General features: G+C 68.2%; 18 protein-coding genes and 1 pseudogene. 14 read left to right on the forward strand and 5 right to left on the reverse strand.

The genetic code is table 11. The features are described from left to right. Nucleotides 1-18 precede the first annotated feature (18 nt). Nucleotides 19-1,473, reverse strand: a complete 1,455-nt coding sequence (locus tag JUB13_RS21485) for a hypothetical protein (RefSeq protein ID WP_207482473.1) — start codon at nucleotides 1,471-1,473, stop codon at nucleotides 19-21. A 446-nt stretch (nucleotides 1,474-1,919) separates the two neighbouring features. After that, nucleotides 1,920-2,768, reverse strand: a complete 849-nt coding sequence (locus JUB13_RS21490) for a hypothetical protein (RefSeq protein WP_207482475.1) — start codon at nucleotides 2,766-2,768, stop codon at nucleotides 1,920-1,922. A 442-nt stretch (nucleotides 2,769-3,210) separates the two neighbouring features. Here JUB13_RS21490 and JUB13_RS21495 point away from each other — a divergent pair, with 442 nt between their 5' ends. From JUB13_RS21495 to JUB13_RS21545, 11 genes are all read left to right on the forward strand, one after another. Beyond that, nucleotides 3,211-4,083, forward strand: a complete 873-nt coding sequence (locus JUB13_RS21495; protein WP_207482477.1) for a helix-turn-helix transcriptional regulator — start codon at nucleotides 3,211-3,213, stop codon at nucleotides 4,081-4,083. A gap of 105 nt (nucleotides 4,084-4,188) precedes the next feature. Continuing rightward, nucleotides 4,189-7,254, forward strand: coding sequence for a xanthine dehydrogenase family protein molybdopterin-binding subunit (locus JUB13_RS21500; protein WP_207482479.1), 3,066 nt, complete (start codon nucleotides 4,189-4,191; stop codon nucleotides 7,252-7,254). Further along, the gene (locus JUB13_RS21505; protein ID WP_207482481.1) at nucleotides 7,251-8,075 is read left to right on the forward strand and encodes an FAD binding domain-containing protein; all 825 of its coding nucleotides are present in this window, start codon (nucleotides 7,251-7,253) and stop codon (nucleotides 8,073-8,075) included. The genes JUB13_RS21500 and JUB13_RS21505 overlap by 4 nt, the downstream gene beginning before the upstream one ends. Further along, a complete protein-coding gene (locus JUB13_RS21510; RefSeq protein WP_207482515.1) occupies nucleotides 8,075-8,569 on the forward strand; it encodes a (2Fe-2S)-binding protein in 495 nt (164 codons plus the stop codon). Before JUB13_RS21505 ends, JUB13_RS21510 begins: the two co-directional genes overlap by 1 nt. After that, nucleotides 8,562-10,097 (forward strand): AMP-binding protein, encoded by a 1,536-nt coding sequence (locus JUB13_RS21515; RefSeq protein ID WP_207482484.1) that lies wholly within the window; start codon nucleotides 8,562-8,564, stop codon nucleotides 10,095-10,097. The genes JUB13_RS21510 and JUB13_RS21515 overlap by 8 nt, the downstream gene beginning before the upstream one ends. A gap of 16 nt (nucleotides 10,098-10,113) precedes the next feature. Then, complete coding sequence (locus JUB13_RS21520) at nucleotides 10,114-10,923, forward strand: enoyl-CoA hydratase/isomerase family protein (RefSeq protein ID WP_207482486.1); 810 nt, start codon at nucleotides 10,114-10,116, stop codon at nucleotides 10,921-10,923. Between the two features lie 24 nt (nucleotides 10,924-10,947). After that, entirely contained in the window at nucleotides 10,948-12,117 is a 1,170-nt protein-coding gene (locus JUB13_RS21525) for an ABC transporter substrate-binding protein (protein ID WP_207482488.1), read from the forward strand. A gap of 65 nt (nucleotides 12,118-12,182) precedes the next feature. After that, a complete protein-coding gene (locus JUB13_RS21530) occupies nucleotides 12,183-13,076 on the forward strand; it encodes a branched-chain amino acid ABC transporter permease (RefSeq protein ID WP_207482490.1) in 894 nt (297 codons plus the stop codon). Continuing rightward, nucleotides 13,069-14,094: a branched-chain amino acid ABC transporter permease gene (locus tag JUB13_RS21535; protein ID WP_207482492.1), complete on the forward strand. Its 1,026-nt coding sequence runs from the start codon at nucleotides 13,069-13,071 to the stop codon at nucleotides 14,092-14,094. Before JUB13_RS21530 ends, JUB13_RS21535 begins: the two co-directional genes overlap by 8 nt. Further along, entirely contained in the window at nucleotides 14,091-14,834 is a 744-nt protein-coding gene (locus tag JUB13_RS21540) for an ABC transporter ATP-binding protein (protein ID WP_207482517.1), read from the forward strand. Before JUB13_RS21535 ends, JUB13_RS21540 begins: the two co-directional genes overlap by 4 nt. Nucleotides 14,835-14,839: 5 nt before the next feature. Further along, nucleotides 14,840-15,547, forward strand: a complete 708-nt coding sequence (locus JUB13_RS21545; RefSeq protein ID WP_207482494.1) for an ABC transporter ATP-binding protein — start codon at nucleotides 14,840-14,842, stop codon at nucleotides 15,545-15,547. 348 nt (nucleotides 15,548-15,895) lie between these two features. Here the strand turns inward: JUB13_RS21545 and JUB13_RS21550 are convergent, their stop codons facing one another. Further along, on the reverse strand, nucleotides 15,896-17,272 hold the full coding sequence (locus JUB13_RS21550; protein WP_207482496.1) for a metal-dependent hydrolase family protein: 1,377 nt from the start codon (nucleotides 17,270-17,272) through the stop codon (nucleotides 15,896-15,898). Nucleotides 17,273-17,633: 361 nt separating this feature from the next. Beyond that, nucleotides 17,634-17,858 (reverse strand): hypothetical protein, encoded by a 225-nt coding sequence (locus tag JUB13_RS21555; RefSeq protein WP_207482498.1) that lies wholly within the window; start codon nucleotides 17,856-17,858, stop codon nucleotides 17,634-17,636. A 370-nt stretch (nucleotides 17,859-18,228) separates the two neighbouring features. Between JUB13_RS21555 and JUB13_RS32240 the strand changes: the two are divergent. From JUB13_RS32240 to JUB13_RS21570, 3 genes and pseudogenes are all read left to right on the forward strand, one after another. Next, a pseudogene (locus tag JUB13_RS32240) lies at nucleotides 18,229-18,381 on the forward strand (ester cyclase); the annotation flags it as partial. A 96-nt stretch (nucleotides 18,382-18,477) separates the two neighbouring features. After that, nucleotides 18,478-18,810 carry a pentapeptide repeat-containing protein gene (locus JUB13_RS21565; RefSeq protein WP_207482500.1) on the forward strand — a complete coding sequence of 111 codons (333 nt, stop codon included), beginning with the start codon at nucleotides 18,478-18,480 and terminating at the stop codon, nucleotides 18,808-18,810. Nucleotides 18,811-18,822: 12 nt separating this feature from the next. Next, nucleotides 18,823-19,677 (forward strand): ADYC domain-containing protein, encoded by an 855-nt coding sequence (locus tag JUB13_RS21570; protein ID WP_207482502.1) that lies wholly within the window; start codon nucleotides 18,823-18,825, stop codon nucleotides 19,675-19,677. 71 nt (nucleotides 19,678-19,748) lie between these two features. Here the strand turns inward: JUB13_RS21570 and JUB13_RS21575 are convergent. Then, nucleotides 19,749-20,012, reverse strand: a 264-nt coding sequence (locus JUB13_RS21575; RefSeq protein ID WP_456237119.1) for a hypothetical protein, incomplete at its 5' end; no start/stop codon positions are given.

The following is a 20,012-nucleotide window of genomic DNA, read 5'->3' on the forward strand; positions in this document are numbered from 1 at the left end:
ATTCCTCGTCTCTTCGGCTCAGGCCGTCGCCATCAGCTTGTCGGTCAGTGCCGACAGCGGCGCGCGAAGCGTGTCGGCGATCTTCAGCGGCTGGTACGGGTTGGTCTCGAGATGGCGGATGATCGGGTCGGAACCGATGTAGGAGAGGTAGGACCGTGCGATGTCGCCGGCCTTGCGCTGCAGGTCCGAGCGACCGGCCGCGTCGGTCGCGTTGGTCATGGCGTCGATAGTGTCGGCAAGGCCCTCGTTGAAGCGGGCCAGCACCCCATCCAGCTTGCGGACGGCCGTCGCGATCACCGCCGCCTCCTCGTCATCGCCGTCGGTCTCCATGGCGTCGCGGAGATCGGCCAATTCGGCCTCCACCGCCTTCTTCGCGGACTGCCAGTCCAGGCGGATCTTGGCGAACTCCACGGTGCCCGAGCGGATCTCTTCAGAGGCGCCGGCCACCGGACGCGCGAGCACCGCCAGTTCGAAGACGATCTCGCGCGCCCGCGCAGCGTCCGACGCCGCCAGGACCGTCCTGAACTCGGCCAGCAACGCCTTGATCGCATCCGTCCGCGCCGGAACCGTCGTGCCGATGGTGCGTAGGCTCGGCATCATGTCGGCGATTCGGGCTTTCAGCCGCTCGAGTTCCTCGGCGACCGGCGGCGACTGCGAGGACCTCTGGTCCGCGGCCTCCGCGACGGTCTCCACGTCATCGGGATCGTCAAAATCGCCGTCCGGGCCTGTGACCCGGATCGTATAGGCGAGGCCGTTCTCCTTGAACCAGGCCTTCAGACGCTTCTTGAGGCCCGAGATCGGCGCCTTCTCGCACTCGAAAACCGCCTCTTTGCCCTCGACCTGCAGGACGCCCCAGCTTCCCTTGGCGGCCCCCTCGGCCTTGGTGAGCTTGGCCAAGGCCATGCCCGCCTTCTTGGCGTGCAGGACGAACAGGCTTCGCTCCCGGTCGATGCCGAAGGCGAAGCCCACGGGTACCTTGCGGGCCTTCTTCACGAGCGCCTTGACGATCACGGGGTCGAACAGGCGATTATCGGGGAGATCGTCGTCGACCTCCGTCTCGTCGTCGGCGTCGTCAACGTCCGTGGGCGCCTGCCGGGATCCCCGCGCGCGGGCCTCAGCCTCAGTGCTGCCTTCCTCGGCCGTTGCACCATCGGCGATCTCAACCGACAGGGTGATCTTGGCGCGCTTGAAGTGTACTTCGAGCAGCTTGCCCAGGCCCGTGATCCCGTCCTTCTCGCATGAGAAGACAGCGGAACCGTCCTTGAACAGCACGGTACCCCAGCTGCCCTTCGTCGCGCCGTTCTCCTTCTTCAGGAGGGCGAAAAGCGCCTTTCCGTCCTTCTTCTTGTCGACGGCGAGCAGGTGCTTGTCGGGCTCGCCCCCGAGGCCGAAGGCGAACGAGACGGCTTGGTCCTTCGCGGCACGTATCAGCTTCTGCGCCGTCGCGGGTTCGAACATCGGATCCACGGGCATCGGCGATCTCCCCTCCATTGGCGACGCGCCCATGCCGATGGAGCCGGACGCCGAGTCTCGATACGACTCTTATGCTAATCCGATCTATAAGGTAAGTCCTGTCATCAAACTGTATTTAGTTTTGACCGCTTGCGCCGTCTCCACTGATACTTTCGGCCGAGTCCCGAACCCGTGGGAGAACGCGCTCGCAGGGGGACGCGATCAACCGTGCACGGGGTCGTGCTGCTGGCCTGCCCCGACGGCTGTCCTGCCGCGGATCTGCGCCGAGCTCGCGCGGCAGGCTCTCGCGTGGTGGGAATGGGGGCACCGTGAAGAAGGTCGCCGGAGCGCGGCGGAGATGCAACTGCTCCGGCAGAGCCGCTATCCGCGTTGCAGCAGTGGGTTCGCGGTTGCGTCGCTGGCAGAGGGGGCCCCACCCGGAGGGCGGGGCCCTTCCATCGCCCGTGTCAGCGCACGAGCTTCTCGACAGCGGCGAGCGCGTTGGTGACGCGGACGGACTCGTTGGTCAGGTCGTCGCCGACCGCCTTCAACTTGGCCGCCAGGGGACCGCTTTCCATGAACGCCTTGAACTCGGACTGCTTGTTGGCTTTCTTGAAGGCCGTTTCCTGCGCATCGACCCACATGCGGAAGTGATACTGGGCACCTTCCGAGATCGGGTAGATGTGCGAGAGGATGTCGTCGGCGGACTTGCTGGCAAAGGCGACGCCCTCGCGGGTCGCGAGCTGCGTCTTCCCGGCCTTCTTCAGGTCATTGACCGCCTTCACATAGGCCTGCACCTCGGCCGTGAAGTCCTTCTGGGCCTTCGCGGCGTCGGCGAGCGGCGATCCGTCGATCCCCGAAACCGCGAGCTCCTTCGCGGTCGCGAACCACTTGCAGCTCGCCTTGGTGCCGAGGACGTTGGTGGTCAGCTCCTGGAAGTGCTTGCCGAGAATGTCCTGCAGCGGGCGCGGCGCGCGCTGCAGCGCTTCCTGCATCTCCTGCGCATAGTTCTTCTGAATGCCTTCCAGGGCGTTCTCGAGCTTCTGGATCTCCTTGGCGTAGTCGCCATCCTTGTCCGAGGCATCCGCCTTCGAGAGAAGCTTCACGTAATCCAGGCGCGCCTTGTCGAAGGCCATCAGGGCCTTGGTGAGACCGTCCAGAGTGGGCTTCTTGATGGCATCGTCGAGGCCCTTGCATGCGCTTTCGAGGCCGCTCGACTTCCGGAAGACACCGAGGAAACTCTCGCTGGGCTTCTTCTTCCCCGTGGCTGTCTCGAAGGCTTTCTTCGCGTCCTGCCATTCCTTGAGATACGTCACGCGTCCTCTCCCATCCTGAGAATGCGGGAAGCCTGCGCACTTCCCGTAAAAACAAAGTTAAGGGTTGAGTCCCGCCGACCGCATCAACTGAAAGGTGCGCCAAAGCTTGGCGCCTGTCGGGAGGGACACCGGCAGAGCTCACGGGAACATTTCGGCCGCGCGCGGCGAGCCGGCGGGGTGGGCGGCGTCCCTGGCCTGGCGAAAGGTGCTATGCTTGAGTCACAAAAACTTATCAATCCGGGAAGCGCGCACCCATTCAACCTTCGGGTCCGCTGCAAGCACGCCCATGGGCAAGGGGACCTGGAGATGCGGCAGGTCCGTCGTCCCCCGGGATGCATATGGCTCTCGAAATGGTGCGCCCATACAATTATATGATTATGTAACGATGCGGGCGGCCGGGCCGAAGCCGTCTTGCGCATCGCGTGGACATCGGGAGGCGATCATGTCCAGGGCCCTGCGGATCTTTCAGGGGCAATTCGGCCGTGTGGCCCTGCTCGACATGGATGGTGCGCTGATCCATCACGCTCATCCGCATTGCCATGTCCTCATCAAGGCATCGGGGGCCGACACCTTCTTCGCCGTGCGCAACCGGCTGCATCCGCTGCGCGACGATACAGCCGTGCTCGTCAACACCTGGGAGCCGCATTCCTATGCGCACCAGCAGGGCGCCCCCGGCACGGTGATCCTGGCGCTCTATATCGAGCCGCGATGGCTGGCCGACATGCAGCGGGATTTCACGGCCTGCGCCAGCCCCGGATTCTTTCCGCAGCCCTGCTGCCAGCTCACGCCCGGGATCCGTCGCCTCGCGAACCGCATGGCGGAGGAGCTGCTGTTCGACGATGCCGCAGCGGAGCGGCACGAGCAGTCCCTGATGGATCTGATGATCGCGATCATCGACCATTTCTCAGAATGGCGCAGCCTGCGCGGCTCCCGCAGCCTGGCCAGCCTGCCGGCCAGCGACTTCCGGGTCCGAAGCGCCGTCCGCTTCATGCGCCAGACGCTGGTCGAGGGCGAGGAGTTCAACATCGACCGCGTCGCCATGGCGGCCGGCCTGTCGCGGGCCCATCTGTTCCGGCTGTTCCAGCGGACGGTGCAGATCACGCCGGCCCTGTACTTCAACGTCCTGCGGATGGAGAGCGCCATCGACGCGATGGCGAACGGGTCCGAGAGCGTGAGCGAGATCGCCTCCCGGCTGGGCTTCCCGGCGCCGAGCCATTTCACGCGCTTCTTCCGGAACAACCAGGGCGTGACGCCGACGGAATACCGCCGCGTCGTCAACCTGATCGCTTCCCACCCGACCGGTTCGCTTCAGTGACCGTCCGCAGAACGGAAAAATGAGACTGTAGGGTAAATCCCGGAACTCCCCGGTAAGCGGAATCCGCGGATGCAGCGCTAGCCTTCCCGTTCTGGAGGAGGGCGAATGACAGCGCTGAAGGCCGCTCAGGAGACAGCCCGGGACAGGGACCGCGCAGCCGGGCATTCAGCCGCGCATGCCGGCGACCGGGGGCCGCTGGTCGGGCAGCCGATCCCGCGGATCGAGGACGCTGCCCTTCTGACCGGGGCCGGGCGCTACGGCGACGATCTTCCCGTGAAGCCCGGGACGCTGCACGCCGCCATACTGCGCTCCCCCCACGCCCATGCCGAGCTGCTGGGCATCGATCCTTCGGCGGCGCTGGCTCTCCCCGGCGTCGCCGCGGTCGTGACCGGCGCCGAGGCGCGTCGCTTCGCCAGCCCCTTCCTGGTCGGCGTGAAGGCTCCGATGGAGCACTGGTGTCTCGCCGTGGACCGTGTCCGCTACCTGGGCGAGCCGGTGGCCGTGGTCCTGGCCGAGGACCGCTACCTGGCCGAGGACGCGCTGGACCGCGTCGCGGTGCGCTACCGCCCTCTCGCGGCGGTAATGAGCGTGGAGCAGGCGGCCGATCCCGCATCGGAGCTCCTGCACCCGACCGTCGGATCGAACATCGTCAACACGCGCAGCTTCACCTATGGCGAGCCCGGGCGGGTTCTTGCCGCCGCGGAGCATCGGGTTGCCCTGACGGTCCATTACCCGCGCAACTCCTGCACGCCCATGGAGTGCTTCGTGGTGCTGGCCGACTATGACCCGGCCGAGGATTCCTACGAGGTCCTGTCCAACTTCTCCGGCCCCTTCGCGGTGCACCCCGTGATGGCGCGGGCCCTGAACGTGCCGGGCTCCAGGCTGCGGCTCAGGAGCCCGCCGCATTCCGGGGGCAGCTTCGGCAACAAGCAGGCCGTCTTCCCCTACATCGTGCTCATGGGCGTCTGCGCCCGCGCCGCCGGCCGGCCGGTCAAATGGGTCGAGGACCGGCTGGAGCACCTGATGGCCGCCACCTCCGCCACCGGGCGCCGCGTGGACCTGGAGGCCGCGGTCGCGCCGGACGGCAAGGTGCTGGCCCTGAGCCTCCGGCAAACCGAGGATTGCGGCGCCTATCTGCGCGCGCCCGAACCGGCCTCGCTCTATCGGAACCACGGCAACCTCACGGGCGCCTACTGCATCCCGCATCTCGCGGTCGTGAACCGAATCGCCGTCACCAACAAGACGCCAAGCGGTCTGAACCGCGGCTTCGGCGGCGGACAGCTCTATTTCGGGCTGGAGCGGCTGATGGACCGCATCGCCCGGACGCTCGGGCTCGATCCGCTGGACGTCATCCGGCGGAACCTCGTCCCGGCCTCGGCAATGCCCTACACGACCGCCTCGGGCGGGTTGCTGGATTCCGGCGACTTCCCGGCCACGCTCGAGGAGGCGGTGGAGCGCGGCGGGCTTGCCGCCCTGAGGGCCCGGCGCGACGCCGCGCGCGCCGAGGGGCGGCTCTACGGCATCGGCTATGCCGCGGTCGTCGAGCCCTCGATCTCGAACATGGGGTACATCACCACGGTCCTGACCGCCGAGGAGCGGCGCAAGGCCGGTCCGAAGAACGGTGCCCAGGCCAGCGCCACCGTGGCCGTCGACCCGACCGGAGGCGTGTCCGTCTCGGTCGCCTCGGTGCCGCAGGGCCAGGGGCACCGCACCGTCCTGGCGCAGGTGGTCGCCGACGTCCTGGGGCTGAGGTTCGAGGACATCCGCGTCGTCACCGATTTCGACACGGCCAAGGACGCGTGGTCGATCGCCGCCGGGAACTATTCGAGCCGCTTCGCCGGCGCGGTCGCGGGAACCGCGCATCTCGCCGCGACGAAGCTGCGGGACAGGCTGGCGCGGCTCGCAGCCGGGCAGCTCAACGCCCCGGCCGGCGAGATCCGCTTCGCTGGCGGCAAGGTCTTCGCCGCCGGCAATCCGGAGAACGCCCTGTCCTTCTCGCGCCTGGCCGCGGCCGGGCACTGGGCTCCGGGCACGCTGCCCGACGGGCAGGAGGCGGCCCTCAGGGAGACCGTCTTCTGGACGCCGGAGCCGCTGAAGGCGCCGACCGACGGCGATCACATCAACAGCTCCGCCTGCTACGGCTTCATCTTCGACTTCTGCGGGGTGGAGGTCGATCGCGTCACCGGGCAGGTCCGCATCGACCGCTACGTCACGATGCACGATGCCGGGCGGATCCTGAACCCGCTGCTGATGGAGGGGCAGATCCTCGGCGGCTTCTCGCAGGCGGTCGGCGTCGCGCTCTACGAGGAATACGCCTATGGCGCGGACGGGCGCTTCCTGTCGGGGACCTTCGCCGACTATCTCGTTCCGACCGCGGTGGAGGTGCCCGTCCCGGTGATCCTGCACCGGGAAAGCCCCTCGCCCGTGACGCCGTTGGGCGCCAAGGGGGCGGGCGAAGGCAACAACATGAGCACGCCCGTCTGCATCGCCAACGCGGTCGCGGACGCCCTGGGCGTCGACACCGTGTCGCTGCCGCTGACCCCGTCCAGGGTCGCCGCCGTGATCCACGGCGCGGAACCGCCGCGGCCGGCAGGGGCCGCGGTCCAGGCCCCTCGGGTTTCGGCCCTGCCAGCCACGACGCCCGACGGCCGCGGCATGAAGGGGGAGGGCAGCCGGGCCGTCCCCGTCCCGCCGGAGCAGGTCTGGGCGATCCTGCTCGATCCGAAGGAGCTGGCGGCGCTGCTTCCGGGCTGCGAGGCATTGCAGCTTGCCGGCCCGAACACCTATCGGGCGGAGGTCGTCGTCGGCATCGGACCCGTGCGTGGGCGCTACACCGCCGAGGTCGCGCTTTCCGACCTCGACCCGCCCAACGCGCTGACCCTGACCGGCAGCGGGTCCAGCGCGCTCGGCACCGGGAGAGGCACCGGCCGGGTGAGGCTGGAGCGCACGGCAGAGGGGACGCTCGTCCACTACGCCTACACGGCCGAGGTGGGGGGCAAGGTGGCCGCGGTCGGCGGTCGCATGCTCGACAGCGCCGCGCGCCTGCTGATCGGACAGTTCTTCGACAGGCTGATCGGCCGCGCCGGCGGTCCCGCCACGCCGGCGGGGCGGCCAAGGGGGCAGCCTGGGCTGCTGGACAGGCTGCTCCGGCTCCTGGGGATCCGCCGATGAAGCCCGCGGCCTTCGACTATCTGCGCCCGGCCAGCGTCGCGGAGGCCCTGGCTGCGCTCGCCCGGGGCGGCGAGGACGCCCGCGTCGTCGCGGGCGGCCAGTCGCTGATGCCCATGCTCAACATGCGCCTCGTCCAGCCGCGGCTGCTGGTCGACCTGTCGCGCCTGGAGGAGCTGCGCAGGCTGGACAGCCGCGACGGCTGGCTCGAGGTCGGGGCCGCCGTGACCCAGTCGGAGCTGATGGCGCGTTCCACACTGGCGGAGGAGGTGCCGCTGCTTGCGGCGGCGCTGCCCTGGGTCGGCCATTTCCAGACGCGCAACCGCGGGACCGTGTGCGGTTCCGTCGCCCATGCCGACCCGAGCGCCGAAATTCCGCTGTGCCTCGTGGCCCTGCGGGGGCAGGTGCTGCTGCGTTCGGCCCGGGCACGCCGCGCCGTTCCGGCCGAATCCTTCTTCCTGGGACCGCTGACCACCGTGAAGGCGGCGGACGAGATCATCGAGGCCGTGCGCTTCCCGCTGCGCGGGTCCGGCACCGGATACGCATTCCGCGAGGTCGCGATGCGCCATGGCGACTTCGCCATCACGGCCTGCGCCGCGGTGGCCGACGCCCATGTCCTGCGCCTTGCCGTCGGTGGCGTCGCGGACCGCCCGACCGCCCGCGACTGGCCCTTCCTTTTCGGTGCCGCAATGGACGAGGCGCTGAACGCCTTCGCCTGGGATCTCGGCGGCGACGACGACCAGCATGCCACGGCCGCGTACCGCCGGACGCTCGTCCGCGGCGTCGGCAGGGCCGTGATCGAGGAGGCTCTTTCTTGCCGATAATGAACGCCGACACGCGTCACCCCGTGACGATCACGCTGAACGGCCGGTCACGGACCGGACACGCGCACCCGCGCATGCTCCTGAGCGATTTCCTCAGGCACGAGCTGGGGGCGCATGGAACGCGCGTGGGCTGCGAGCACGGCGTCTGCGGCGCCTGCACGGTGCGCATCGACGGCGTGGCCCAGCGCACCTGCCTGACCCTGGCCGTGCAGGCGGACGGGCGGCGCGTGGATACCGTGGAAGGGCTTGCCCCGGAGGGCCGCATGACGGCCCTCCAGGAAGCCTTCCGCCGCCACCACGCCCTGCAATGCGGCTTCTGCACCGCCGGCATCCTGATGTCGCTCTCCGACTACCTGGAGCGCGTCCCCAGACCCACCGAGGGAGAACTGCGCGACATGCTCAGCGGGCACCTGTGCCGCTGCACCGGCTATGCCGGAATCGTCCGGGCCGTGATGGACGTGACCGGGGCGTCGACGGAGGTGGCGGATGTTTGACCTCGGCCGGAGCTTCCTCGCCACCGTCGAGCGCAGCCCGGAGGCGCTGGCCCTGGTCGACGGCCCGGTTCGCCTGACCTACCGGCAATGGTCCGAGAAAGTCCGCCGCCTGGTCGGCGCCTTCGACAGCCTCGGCCTGAAGCCCGGCGATACCGTCGCCACGGCCCTTCAGAACACCTGGGAGATGGCGACCATCCACTGGGCCTGCCAGCTCGCCGGATTGACGGTCGCCCCCTTCAACTGGCGCATCAAGGCGGAAGAGCTCGACTACTGCCTGCCGGATGCCGGCGCCGCCCTGATCTTCTTCCAGGACGTCTCGTCCGAGGCGGTGGCGGAGTCGAGGGTCGCGCAGGCGCTGCTGCGGATCTCGGCGAAGGGGGCCGCGGGCGGGGTCCTGGCCGTCGAGGCCCTGCTGGCCGGCCCCGCGGCGGCACCCGTCTCCCGCGCGAGTGCGGAGAGCCTGTCGCTGCTGCTCTACACCTCGGGGACCACCGGAAGGCCCAAGGGCGTTCCGCGCCGCCACCGAACCGAGCGGGCCGCGGCCGTGGCCCATGTGGCCCAGAACTGCTACGCCCTCGGCGAGCGGACGCTGGGCGTCATGCCGCTCTACCACACCATGGGCGTGCGCTCGCTGCTCTCGATGGCGCTGGTCGACGGGACCTTCGTCTGCCAGCCGCGCTTCGACACGACGGACGCCCTGGCGCTGATCGAGCAGGAGAGGCTGACCTGCCTCTACCTGGTCCCGACGCTCTACCACGACCTGCTGGCGAACCCGCGTTTCGCGCGGACCGACGTCTCCTCGGTGCGCAAGCTGGGCTTCGCCGGCGCGCCGATGACCGACGGTCTGCTGCAGCGCCTTGCCGCCGCCTTCTCGCCGCAGCTCTTCGTGAACCATTACGGCTCGTCCGAGGTCTACACCTTCACCATCAACCAGAACGCCCCGGCCAAGCCGGGATCGGCCGGCAGGGCCGCGCTGAACCAGCGCATCCGCGTCGTGAAGCTGGGCTCCACGGATCCGGACGCGCTGGCGGCGCCAGGGGAGGAAGGTCAGATCATCGCCGATCTCGCGGGCGACGAGGCGTTCGAGGGTTACCTGAACCGCCCCGACGCCGACGCCAAGGCGCTGCACGACGGCTGGTACTTCACCGGCGATACCGGGTTCTTCGACGCGGATGGCGATCTCTTCGTCTCCGGCCGCGTCGACGACATGATCATCACCGGCGGCGAGAACGTCTCGCCGGTGGAGATCGAGAGCGTGCTCTCGCTGCATGCGGGCGTGCTCGAAGTCGCCGTGGCCGGCCTTCCCGACGAGCGCTGGGGCCAGAAGGTCGTCGCCTTCGTCAAGCGCACGGCCGGCGTGAGCGAGGCCGACCTGGACGGCCACTGCCGGAGATCGGGGCTCGCGAACTTCAAGCGCCCCCGCGAATACGTCTTCCTCGACGCCATTCCCAAATCGCCGGTCGGCAAGATCCTGCGCCGCAAGCTGCAGGCCGGCGAATTCCACCACGAACGGCACGACGCCGTCTAAGCAGAGGTCCCGATCCATGCCCGCATACGAGTTCACCGACGACAGCCCGCTCCTGCGGGAGCCCGACGGTTTCCGCGTCGAGTTCGATGCCGCCAGGGAGCGCGCGGACATCGTGCTGGACCGCCCGCCGCTCAACATCGTCTCCATGCGTCAGCGCGACCAGTTCCGCGCCGTCTTCGAAGCCCTGGATCGCGACGACCGCGTGCGCGTGATCGTGCTGCGCGCCGAAGGCGAGAACTTCTCCTCGGGCGGCAACATCGCGGGGTTCATGGAGGCCTCGCCCGAGCATGTCTCGGAGCTGGCCGTCAACATCGCGGCCCCCGAGCGCTGCCGCAAGCCGGTGATCGCGCAGATCCGCGGCTACTGCTTCGGCGTCGGCTTCGAGCTGTCGCTGGCCTGCGACTTCCGCATCGCCTCCGAGACCGCTTTCTTCGCCCTGCCCGAGATGCGCATCGGCATGATCCCCGGCTCCGGCGGGTCGGCACGGCTGCTGCACATGATCGGCATCGCCCGGACCAAGGACATGGTGATGCGCGCCCGGCGCGTTCCCGGCCGCCAGGCCGCGGAGTGGGGCTTCGTCACCGAATGCGTGGCCGATGCCGATCTGGAGAAGACGGTCGCGGCCCTGGCGGACGAGCTGCGCGGCTTCTCGCCGCTCGCCCAGCGCACGATCAAGACCGTGCTGAACCGCGGCCAGCACACCTCCGTGCAGGGCGCCATCGAGATCGAGGGCCAGGCCTACGGCCGCCTTCGGACGTCCGAGGACTTCAGGGAAGGCGTCGCCTCCTTCCACGAGAAGCGCAAGCCGTCCTTCGTCGGTCGCTGAACCAACACCATGCGGGAGGAAACAATGACCAAGAAGACATCTGCACTGGCCGCCGCCCTGCTCCTGACCTCGGCCGGGACGGCGCTTGCCGCCGATCCGATCCGCATCGGCGTCGTGACGCCGCTGTCGGGCACCTACGCCCCGATCGGCCAGCAGGTCCGCTGGGGCCTGGAGCTGGCTGCAAAGCAGGTCAACGACAAGGGCGGCATCGCCGGGCGCCCGGTGGAGCTGCTGTTCGAGGACGAGGAAGCCAACCCGGCCGTCGCCGTGCAGAAGGCCGAGAAGCTGTTCCAGGTCGCCAAGGTCGACTTCCTGACGGGGACCGTCAATTCCGGCTCCACCCTGGCCGTCGGGCAGGTCGCGGAGCGGAACGACCGGCTGCTGGCGACCACCGTCTCCTTCGCGGATTCGATCACAACCGACAAATGCTCGCCCAACGTATTCCGGGTGAACGCCCGCGCCGGGCAGCAATCGGCGGCGCTGGCCGAGTGGCTGAACAAGGAGAAGCCGAAGAGCAAGGTCTTCTTCCTGGGCCCCGACTACGAGATGGGCCGTTCGACCGTCGCGGCCTTCAAGCAGGCCGCGACCGACAAGGGCGCGTCCGATGCCGGCGAGGTGTTCGCCCCGCTCGACAGCAAGGACTACACCCAGTATTTCGGCCAGCTCCGGGCGTCGCGGCCGGCCGTGATCTACACCTCCGTGGCCGGCAACGACACGGTCCGCCTGCTGACGCAGCTCGAGGAATACGGGCTGCTGCGCAACCTGACCGTCGTCGGCGCCTCGGGCACGGTGACCTCCCAGAACATCGGCGCCATCGGCAAGGCGGCCGAGGGCTTCGTCACCGGTGTCGGCTACTCGCCCGAGATCGGCACGCCCGAGAACAAGGCCTTCGTCGACGCCTTCCGCGCCGCCTACAAGACGGATCCGGACCTGTACGGCGCCGACAGCTTCGGCCTGATCCACTTCTACAAGGCCGCGGTCGAGAAGGCGGGCACTACCGCCACGGCCGCCCTGCGCGATGCGATGCGCGGCATCCAGTGGCAGACGCCGCAGGGCACCAAGACCATGCGCGGCGGCGATCACCAGGCGGTGCAGGAGATGTACGCGGTGCAGGTCACGGACGGGAAGTTCCGCATCGTCGGCACGGTCCCCGGCGAGGCCGCCATCGGACAGGATCTCTGCACGAAGTTCTGAGGCAGGTGCCGCTCCCCTCGGTCCCGTCCGGGGACCGGAGGGGAGCCTTCACCCCGGAGGGGCCGATGCCCGAGTTTCTCGACTACTTCCAGTTCGTCCTGGCGCCCCAGATGCTGAACGGCCTCTCGCTCGGGGTTGCCGTGATCCTGATGGCGCTGGGGCTGACGATCATCTTCGGCCTGCTCGACGTCATCAACATGGCGCATGGCGAGTTCTATGCCATCGGAGCCTTCCTCGCGCTCAGCGTCGGCGCGCTCGGCTTCGACTTCTGGGTGATGCTGGCAGTGGTCCCGCTGATGATGGTGCCGATCGGCTGGCTGACGGAGCAGGTCCTGATCCAGCGCGTCTTCCACAGCCGCGAGCGCCATATCCTCACGCTGCTGCTGACCTTCGGGTTCGGCATGGTGCTCGAGGACGTCCTAAAGCTCGTCTACGGCCCCAACACGCAGAAGCCCCCGACGCCGATCGGCGGCGGGACCGAGATCCTCGGGATCTTCCTGCCGAACTACCGGCTGTTCCTGATCGTCTTCGGCGCCGCCCTGATCCTGGCCGTGTGGCTCGTCGTGTTCCGCTCCCGCCTCGGCGCCATGGTGCGGGCGGCTGCCTGGGACAAGGACATGGCCTCTTCCCTGGGGGTGCCGGTGCGCCTCGTCTATTCCGGCACCTTCGCCTTCGGGGTGGCACTGGCGGGGCTCTCGGGGGTGCTGCTCGCCCCGATCTACTCGGTCTTCCCGACCATGGGGCGGGACTTCATCCTGATGGCCTTCACGGTGGTCATCGTCGGAGGGATGGGGTCCATCCAGGGGGCGGTGGTCGCGGGCGTGCTGCTGACCCAGGTGCAGGCGATCTCGAGCCTCTACATCTCTCCCGTGTGGTCGGACCCGCTGGTGTTCGGGATCATGGTCATGGTCCTGATGGTGCGGCCGCAGGGCCTTTTCGGGAAGCTCGGCAATGCGTGACGTCATGCTCTCGGGCCGGCTGGCCACCCGCGGCGGGGGAGCCGTGCGCAATGCCGTGCACCTCCTGGCGCTCGTCTTCCTCCTGCTCGCCATCGCCTTCGGCGTGATCGCCTGGGCGGCCGGGGACACCTTCTATCTCAGGCTCGCCACCGAGGCCCTGATCTTCGCGGGCCTGGCCATGAGCGTGGACATCCTGCTGGGCTACACGGGGCTGCTATCGCTCGGCCAGGCGCTCTATTTCGGGCTCGGCGCCTATACCTCGGCGGTCGTCCTGCGCGACATTGGGCCCTCCTTCTGGCTCGCCATGGGAATGACGCTGGTCCTCGCGACGCTGGCCGGCACGCTTGGCGGGTTCATCGCGAACCGGGTGAAGGGCGTCTATTTCGCGCTCATCACCTTCGGCTTGGCCCAGGTGGTGGCCAAGGTCGTCTACAACACGCGCGAGCTCGGTGCCTCGGACGGCCTGATCGGCGTGCCGGAGATCACCATCCCGCTCGGTCTCTTCACGGTCGAGGCGGCGAACCCAGCGGCGTTCTTCCTCTTCGTGCTGGCCTTCGTCCTGCTGCTCTATGCCGGCATCGCCTATCTGATGGACACCCCGTTCGGTCGGACCCTGACCGCGATCCGCGCCAATGACAGGCGCGTGCCGTTCCTGGGATCCAACCCGCTGGTCTACCGCATGCTGGCCTACGTTCTGGCCGCCAACGTGGCGGCGCTGACGGGTGCCCTCTACCCGATGCTGCGCGGTTTCGTCTCGCCGGAGCTGATGTTCTTCCATACCTCCGGAAACGCTGTCATCACCGTGATCGTCGGCGGCGTCGGGACCCTGATCGGGCCCATCCTCGGCAGCGTGCTGCTGACGGCGCTCCGCTCGGTCGTCGGCACCTGGACCGAGCACCACCTGATCGTGATCGGGGTCCTCTTCATGCTGTCCGTCATCCTCCTGCCCAAGGGGCTGATCGGCGCGATACGGCCGTGGCTCCAGCACCGCCTGACCGGGTCGGAGACCCCCCGATGAGCGCCGCCGCCCTGTCCGTCCACGACCTGACCGTCAATTTCGGCGCCCTGGTCGCGGTCAACAGCATCAGCTTCGACGCGGCCCCCGGGCGCATCACCTCGGTTATCGGACCCAACGGCGCGGGAAAGAGCTCGCTGTTCAATCTCATCAGCGGGGCCATCCGCCCGACGGCCGGGATGGTAAGGCTGGAAGGCGTCGACGTGACCGGCCGCCCGCCGTTCCGGATGCTGGCCGCCGGGCTCGCCCGCTCGTTCCAGATCACCAACCTGTTCTTCGAGCTCTCGGTGATCGAGAACCTGCGCTTGGCCGCCCAGATCCTGGAGCCGCCGCTGCGGTCCCTTCTGCCGGTGGCACGAAGCCCGCGCGCGCTTCGCCGGGCGGACGAGCTGCTGGAGAGCTTCGGCCTCTCGGGCAAGGCGCACGAGCTGGCCGGCAGCCTGTCTCATGGCGAGCAGCGGCGGCTGGAGATCGCGGTGGCCCTCGCGGGCTATCCGCGGGTGCTGCTCCTCGACGAGCCGACCCAGGGCATGAGCCATGGCGACACGGCGGAAACTGCCGAGATGATCCGCCGGCTGGCCGGCGAAATGACCGTTCTCCTGATCGAGCATGACATCGGCCTGGTGATGACCCTGTCGGACCATGTCGTGGTCATGCATCAGGGCCGCAAGCTTGCCGAGGGCACCCCCGCCGCCGTGCGCGCCGACCCGGCCGTCCAGGCGGCCTATTTCGGACACGCGTGAGAACCATGTTGAACGTCACGAACCTGCACGCCCATTACGGGCTCAGCCACGTCCTGCAGGGCGTCGATCTCGTCGGGAATGCCGGCGAGGTCGTCAGCCTGTTCGGCCGCAACGGCGTCGGCAAGACCACCATCGTGAAGACCATCGCGGGATGGGTGAAGCCGACGGCCGGCACGGTCCGGTTCGCCGAGACGGAGATCGGCGGCCAGCCGGCCGACCGCATCTGTCGCCTCGGGCTCGGGATCGTTCCGGAGGACCGCCGGATCTTCCCGGGACTTTCCGTGCAGGAGAATCTGGAGCTCGGCCTGCTCCAGTCCCCTGGGCGCTCCCGGGCCGAGCAGCGCGCGGCGCTCGACCGGGTCTTCGAGAGCTTTCCCCGTCTGAGGGAAAGGCGGCATCAGATGGGCACGACGCTTTCGGGCGGCGAGCAGCAGATGCTGGCCATGGCCCGCGTCATGGTGGGCAAGCCGCGCATCCTGCTGATCGACGAGCCGACCGAAGGCCTCGCGCCGATGATCGTGGACGAGATCTTCCAGATCATCACGGCGCTGCGCGACCAGGGTCTGCTGATCCTTCTGGTCGAGCAGAACGTGCATCGCGCGCTCGAGGTGACGAACCGCTTCTATGCCATCGAGCGGGGAAGGGTCGTGTTCAGCGGGTCCGCTGCCAATGCCAACGACCGCAGCCGGCTCATGGAGATCATTGCCGTGTGAGGATTCGGGCGAGGCCGCGGCGTGGAAGGATTACGGCCAGCCCCAGGAGGATGTTGTCAGACGAGCCGGTAGTGCGAAGGCGCAAGCCACGCTCCTCGGCCGGCTGGTCCTTCGGCTGAAGGACGAGCCTCCATTCAATGCGCCGCCGGACACCTGACGGGAAGCTCCGGGCTCCCATCTTCGAGGGCGTGGGCGAGGGCTTGGAAGCCATCGAGGTGCGGCTTGATGCCCCGCCGTCGCCGTCCGACGGCGAGGCGGGCGAGGGGCCGGAGAGCGGCGGCCTCGCCACGGCCCCTTGGTCCGGTCGTCGCGGCCCCGTCGCGGTGGGGCGCGACGCCCCCGGTCCGATCAGGGGGTCGGCGTGGCGGCCCCTGCCGACACAAGGGGCTCGGGGCCCTTGTGGACGTTGCCGTCCTTCATCACGAACGCAACCCGCTCCAGCTCAGTGATGTCCTCGGTCGGATTTCCAGTCACGGCGACGACGTCAGCGGCCTTGCCCGGCTCGATCGTGCCGATCTGGCCGGAAAGGCCCAGGAGATCAGCCGCATCGACCGTCGCCATCCGGATCGCGACCTCGGCCGGAATTCCGGCCCTCGTCATCAGCGCGAACTCCTTGGCATTCTGGCCGTGCCGGCTGACGCCGGTGTCCGTGCCGAAGGCGATCTTCACGCCGCCCTGGTAGGCGCGGCGCAGCATGTTGATCATCTGGGGCCCCACGGCCCGCGCCTTGTCCCGCACCGCCGGTGGGAAGAAGCCCTCCTGTTCCGCCATCACGGTGACGGTCTCGCCCGCCAGGACCGTGGGGACCAACCAGGCTCCGGACTTCTTGAAGAGCGCGATCGACTCGTCGTCGAGATAGGTGCCGTGCTCGATCGAATCGACGCCGGCCCGCAGGGCCGCGTTCACTCCATCGGCTCCATGGGCGTGCGCCGCAACCCTGCGGCCCAACGCATGCGATGCGTCCACGATAGCCTTCAGCTCGTCCTCGAACATCTGAAGACCTGTGCCCGCCGCGACGTTGCTGAGCACGCCGCCCGTGGCCGTGATCTTGATGACGTCCGCCCCACGCTTCACCTGCAGGCGCGCGGCGTGGCGGCATTGATCGGCGCCGTTGCAGATGTTCTCCCCGAGTTCGGGGAAGATGTCGGGCGCATAGCCGTTGACGTCGGAATGACCGCCGGTTGCGGAGATCGACTGGCCCGCGGCCACGATGCGAGGGCCCGGAACCTGCCCCTTGCGGATCGCATCGCGCAGGGCGAGGGAGGGATTCCCGCGCGAGCCGAGGTCGCGGACGGTCGTGAAGCCCGCCTCCAGGGTGCGCCGGGCGTAGAGAGTGCCCTCCAGGGCCATAGCCTCCCCCGTCTTGGTCACCCGGTCGAGCTGCGTCGTGGGCGACCGCTCGTCGGTGATATGGACGTGGCTGTCGATGAGGCCGGGCAGGACGAAGTGCTTCGACAGGTCGACGACCGTGACGGCGCTCCCTGTCGTTCCCGACATCGCGCCGGCCTCGACGAACCCGTCGCGCACTTCGTGGATTCTGTCGTTCCTGACGATGATGCTGGCGTTCTGCCGAGCTGGCGAGCCGGGCAGGGCGAGCAATGTCCCGGCATGGATGATCTTCCACCGGTCGGGCGCCTGCGCGGCCGGCCTGTCCTGGGCATGGGCGGCGGATGACAGCATGAGCCCGGCGCATGTCAGGCAGGGCAGGAATGAAGTCAGTCTCATTTGACGGCTCTCCTTCCCGGTACCGGCCCGGCACGCGGCCGCAGCCACAGCCGCGACGGATTGCAATCCGACGCCGGATGTCAGCTCAACCGCTGCGCGCCTCTGCCGCTCCATACCGCTTCCAGGATGAATCCCCGTTTCGACGGCGGATCAAGGTCGCGAATGCGTTCTCTCCCAAACGATAGCCCGCTCCGATGTCCGAGGCCGTCGGGGATGCTGATCCAAGGGCATGGGGACACACCCAGTTTCGTCCATGCGGACGAGCTGCTCTCTCAGGGCGACCTGACCGGTGCCGTCACCCCGTGGCACGTCGGCCGGACAGGCGTGCCGCCCCCCGGCAGGTTGAAATGGAACTACGCGTTCAGCCCTGACCCGGCACGTCCGGAGTTCGGTCGCCCGCTGGCGAGCGAGCGTCGCCGGATTGCGCCTCATCCACTTCAGCCCCGGTGTCGCTGTCCACAATACGTACGTCGCTGTAGATGCCTTCGCCACGAAGCTCGCGAGCTTTCTTGAGGGCACCCGCGATCGTATCGCGCTTCAGGCCGACAACGCCCATCTGGCCGCTTGCCGCGATATGGTAGCGCACGCCAACCTCCCTTTCCTGCTATCCGCAAGACGGTAACACGCAGCGGCGAAAGCCGGCACCCGGTCGGGCGGCCTCCTCTTGATCGATCAAGAGGAGGCCCCTCCTCGGATTTTGGAAGGGATCGCGGCGCTGACACAGCGCTATTTGGGCTTCTGGACAACGGCAGCGAAGCCTTGTTCGAGGAGATGGTCTCTCCCGCCTATGCCGACCGCCGTCCGGTGCCGGACGCGCGCCGGAGCCGAGCGGCTCGCCGGCGGCGCAGCGCCGCTTCCGCGAGCCTTCCCAATGGCCGGGTGCATGTTCGCCAGCAGATCGGAGCGATCGGACGGTCGGCCATCTGTAGGTCACGGACCGCTTTCTCGGCAGTCGCGACGGCACCCACGGCACCGGGCAGCGGATCGACTATCTGTCCGCGGACGTCATGCGGGTCGCCGATGGCCGTATCGTCGAGAACCGGTGTGTCGACGATTACGAAGCTCTTCGACGCCAGCAGGGTCAGGCACACCCTCAGTCGCCTGCATGAACTTGCATGAAACAAATATATCGCAGTAATATTGGCGGGTGTTGGAGTATTTGTTGTGCTTTCCGAGAATCAATGAAATGGGAGGGTCAAATGTCTATGGAGAAAAGCAGCGTATTCTATGTTACGATTGTAACATTCCTCACCGTGAGCCATGGCGCCTTGGCGGGCCTGAGCCTCAACGGCATCAGCGTTAACGGAACGAGCTTCAACGGCTTGAGCTATAATGGCGAGAATCTCAACGGAGTCAGCTTCAACGGGACGAACCTGAACGGCGAAAGCCTCAATGGGGCAAATCTCAACGGTACGAGCCTGAATGGCGCGAGCCTCAACGGCAGCGGGGATCGAGGCGAGGGTCCGGCCTTTTCGGAGCGCGATGGCGCTCCCGACCTCGGCAGGCTGCGGGTCCAGACCATCAGGCCCGCGCACTGATGCGGAGCTCCGATGGAAGCGGGGGTGCCGTCCAAGGGTTGGCTCCGGGGCTCTCAGGCACCCGTGGGGTTGGCGGTCGCTGTCCTGATGCTCTCGGGCGCGACGGCGGGTCATGGCGGTGACGATGGCAACGTCCATGTCACCGCCCAAGTCGCCGTTATCGGGACCGAGCTGCGAGTATCCCTTGGTGGCCGCGAGATATCAGGAGCGGCACTCGTCGGAATGGTTATCTCCCTGCGGGATCCCGCTGGCGCGGAGATGGGTATCCGCATCGACAGCGTCCAGGTCGATCCCGCAGACCCGGAGAGCGAGACGATCCTCTACGGGCTGTCGGTGCGGAACCCGGACGGCGGCTGGCGCAACCTGTGCGCTCCGGGACCGGACGGGATCGCCCTGGGTTTTCCGATCGGCCCGTCCCATGGGAGCGAGGGCAAGGCCCTGGCCGGCGAGTTCGCCCTCACCTGCACCGGCGGCGCCGTAGGCAAATGCGTGCGCCTCGGCTACAAGCCCTGGAAGGCCGGACCAGACGGGAATTCTCTGGCGCCGCTCCATGCGGCGTGTGTGCGCATGATCATGGCCGACTACTGTGGCGACGGCGTCTCCAGGACCCTCGACGGCACGCTTGTCGATGTCTACGATCCGCTTGGAATACAGGTATCCGGTGGCTCCCCGACTTTGAGCTTCGAGGCTGGGTGGGACCCGGCCGGGGCCGTCTGCGTGCATCATCCGCGTGTTCCCGGGCTCGCGTCCTTGGATGCGCTCGCCAAGGCCTGCCCTCGGCGCCTGGCGGGCCATGTCGGTGAGATGTGCACCGATGACGAAGCCCGCGCACGAGGGGCGCTGGTCCTGAACCGGTCGGCACCCTGACGGGAGCCTTCGGCCGACCTGGCTGGCGCGCTGGCGGAAGCCGGTCCTGGGCAGTGTCGCCGCCGCCAGGGTCAGGCCTTGTGATATACCGGTTGGAGCTTGTAGACCGGCGTCGGGATGCCCTCCATGCGCGCCTTGAGCTGCAGCGCCAGGAAGTGCGAGTAGAAGCGCGACTGCGATAGGTTGCCGCCATGGAACCACAGCGCCTCCTGCTGGGTCGGCTTCCACATGTTGCGCAGCTCCCCTTCCCAGGGGCCGGGGTCCTTGGGCGTGTCGGAGCCCAGGCCCCAGCACTTGCCGACCTTGTCCGCGACCTCCTGGCTCACGAGGTCGGC

This window comes from Arenibaculum pallidiluteum (assembly GCF_017355985.1).
Classification (GTDB): Bacteria; Pseudomonadota; Alphaproteobacteria; order Azospirillales; family Azospirillaceae; genus Arenibaculum; species Arenibaculum pallidiluteum.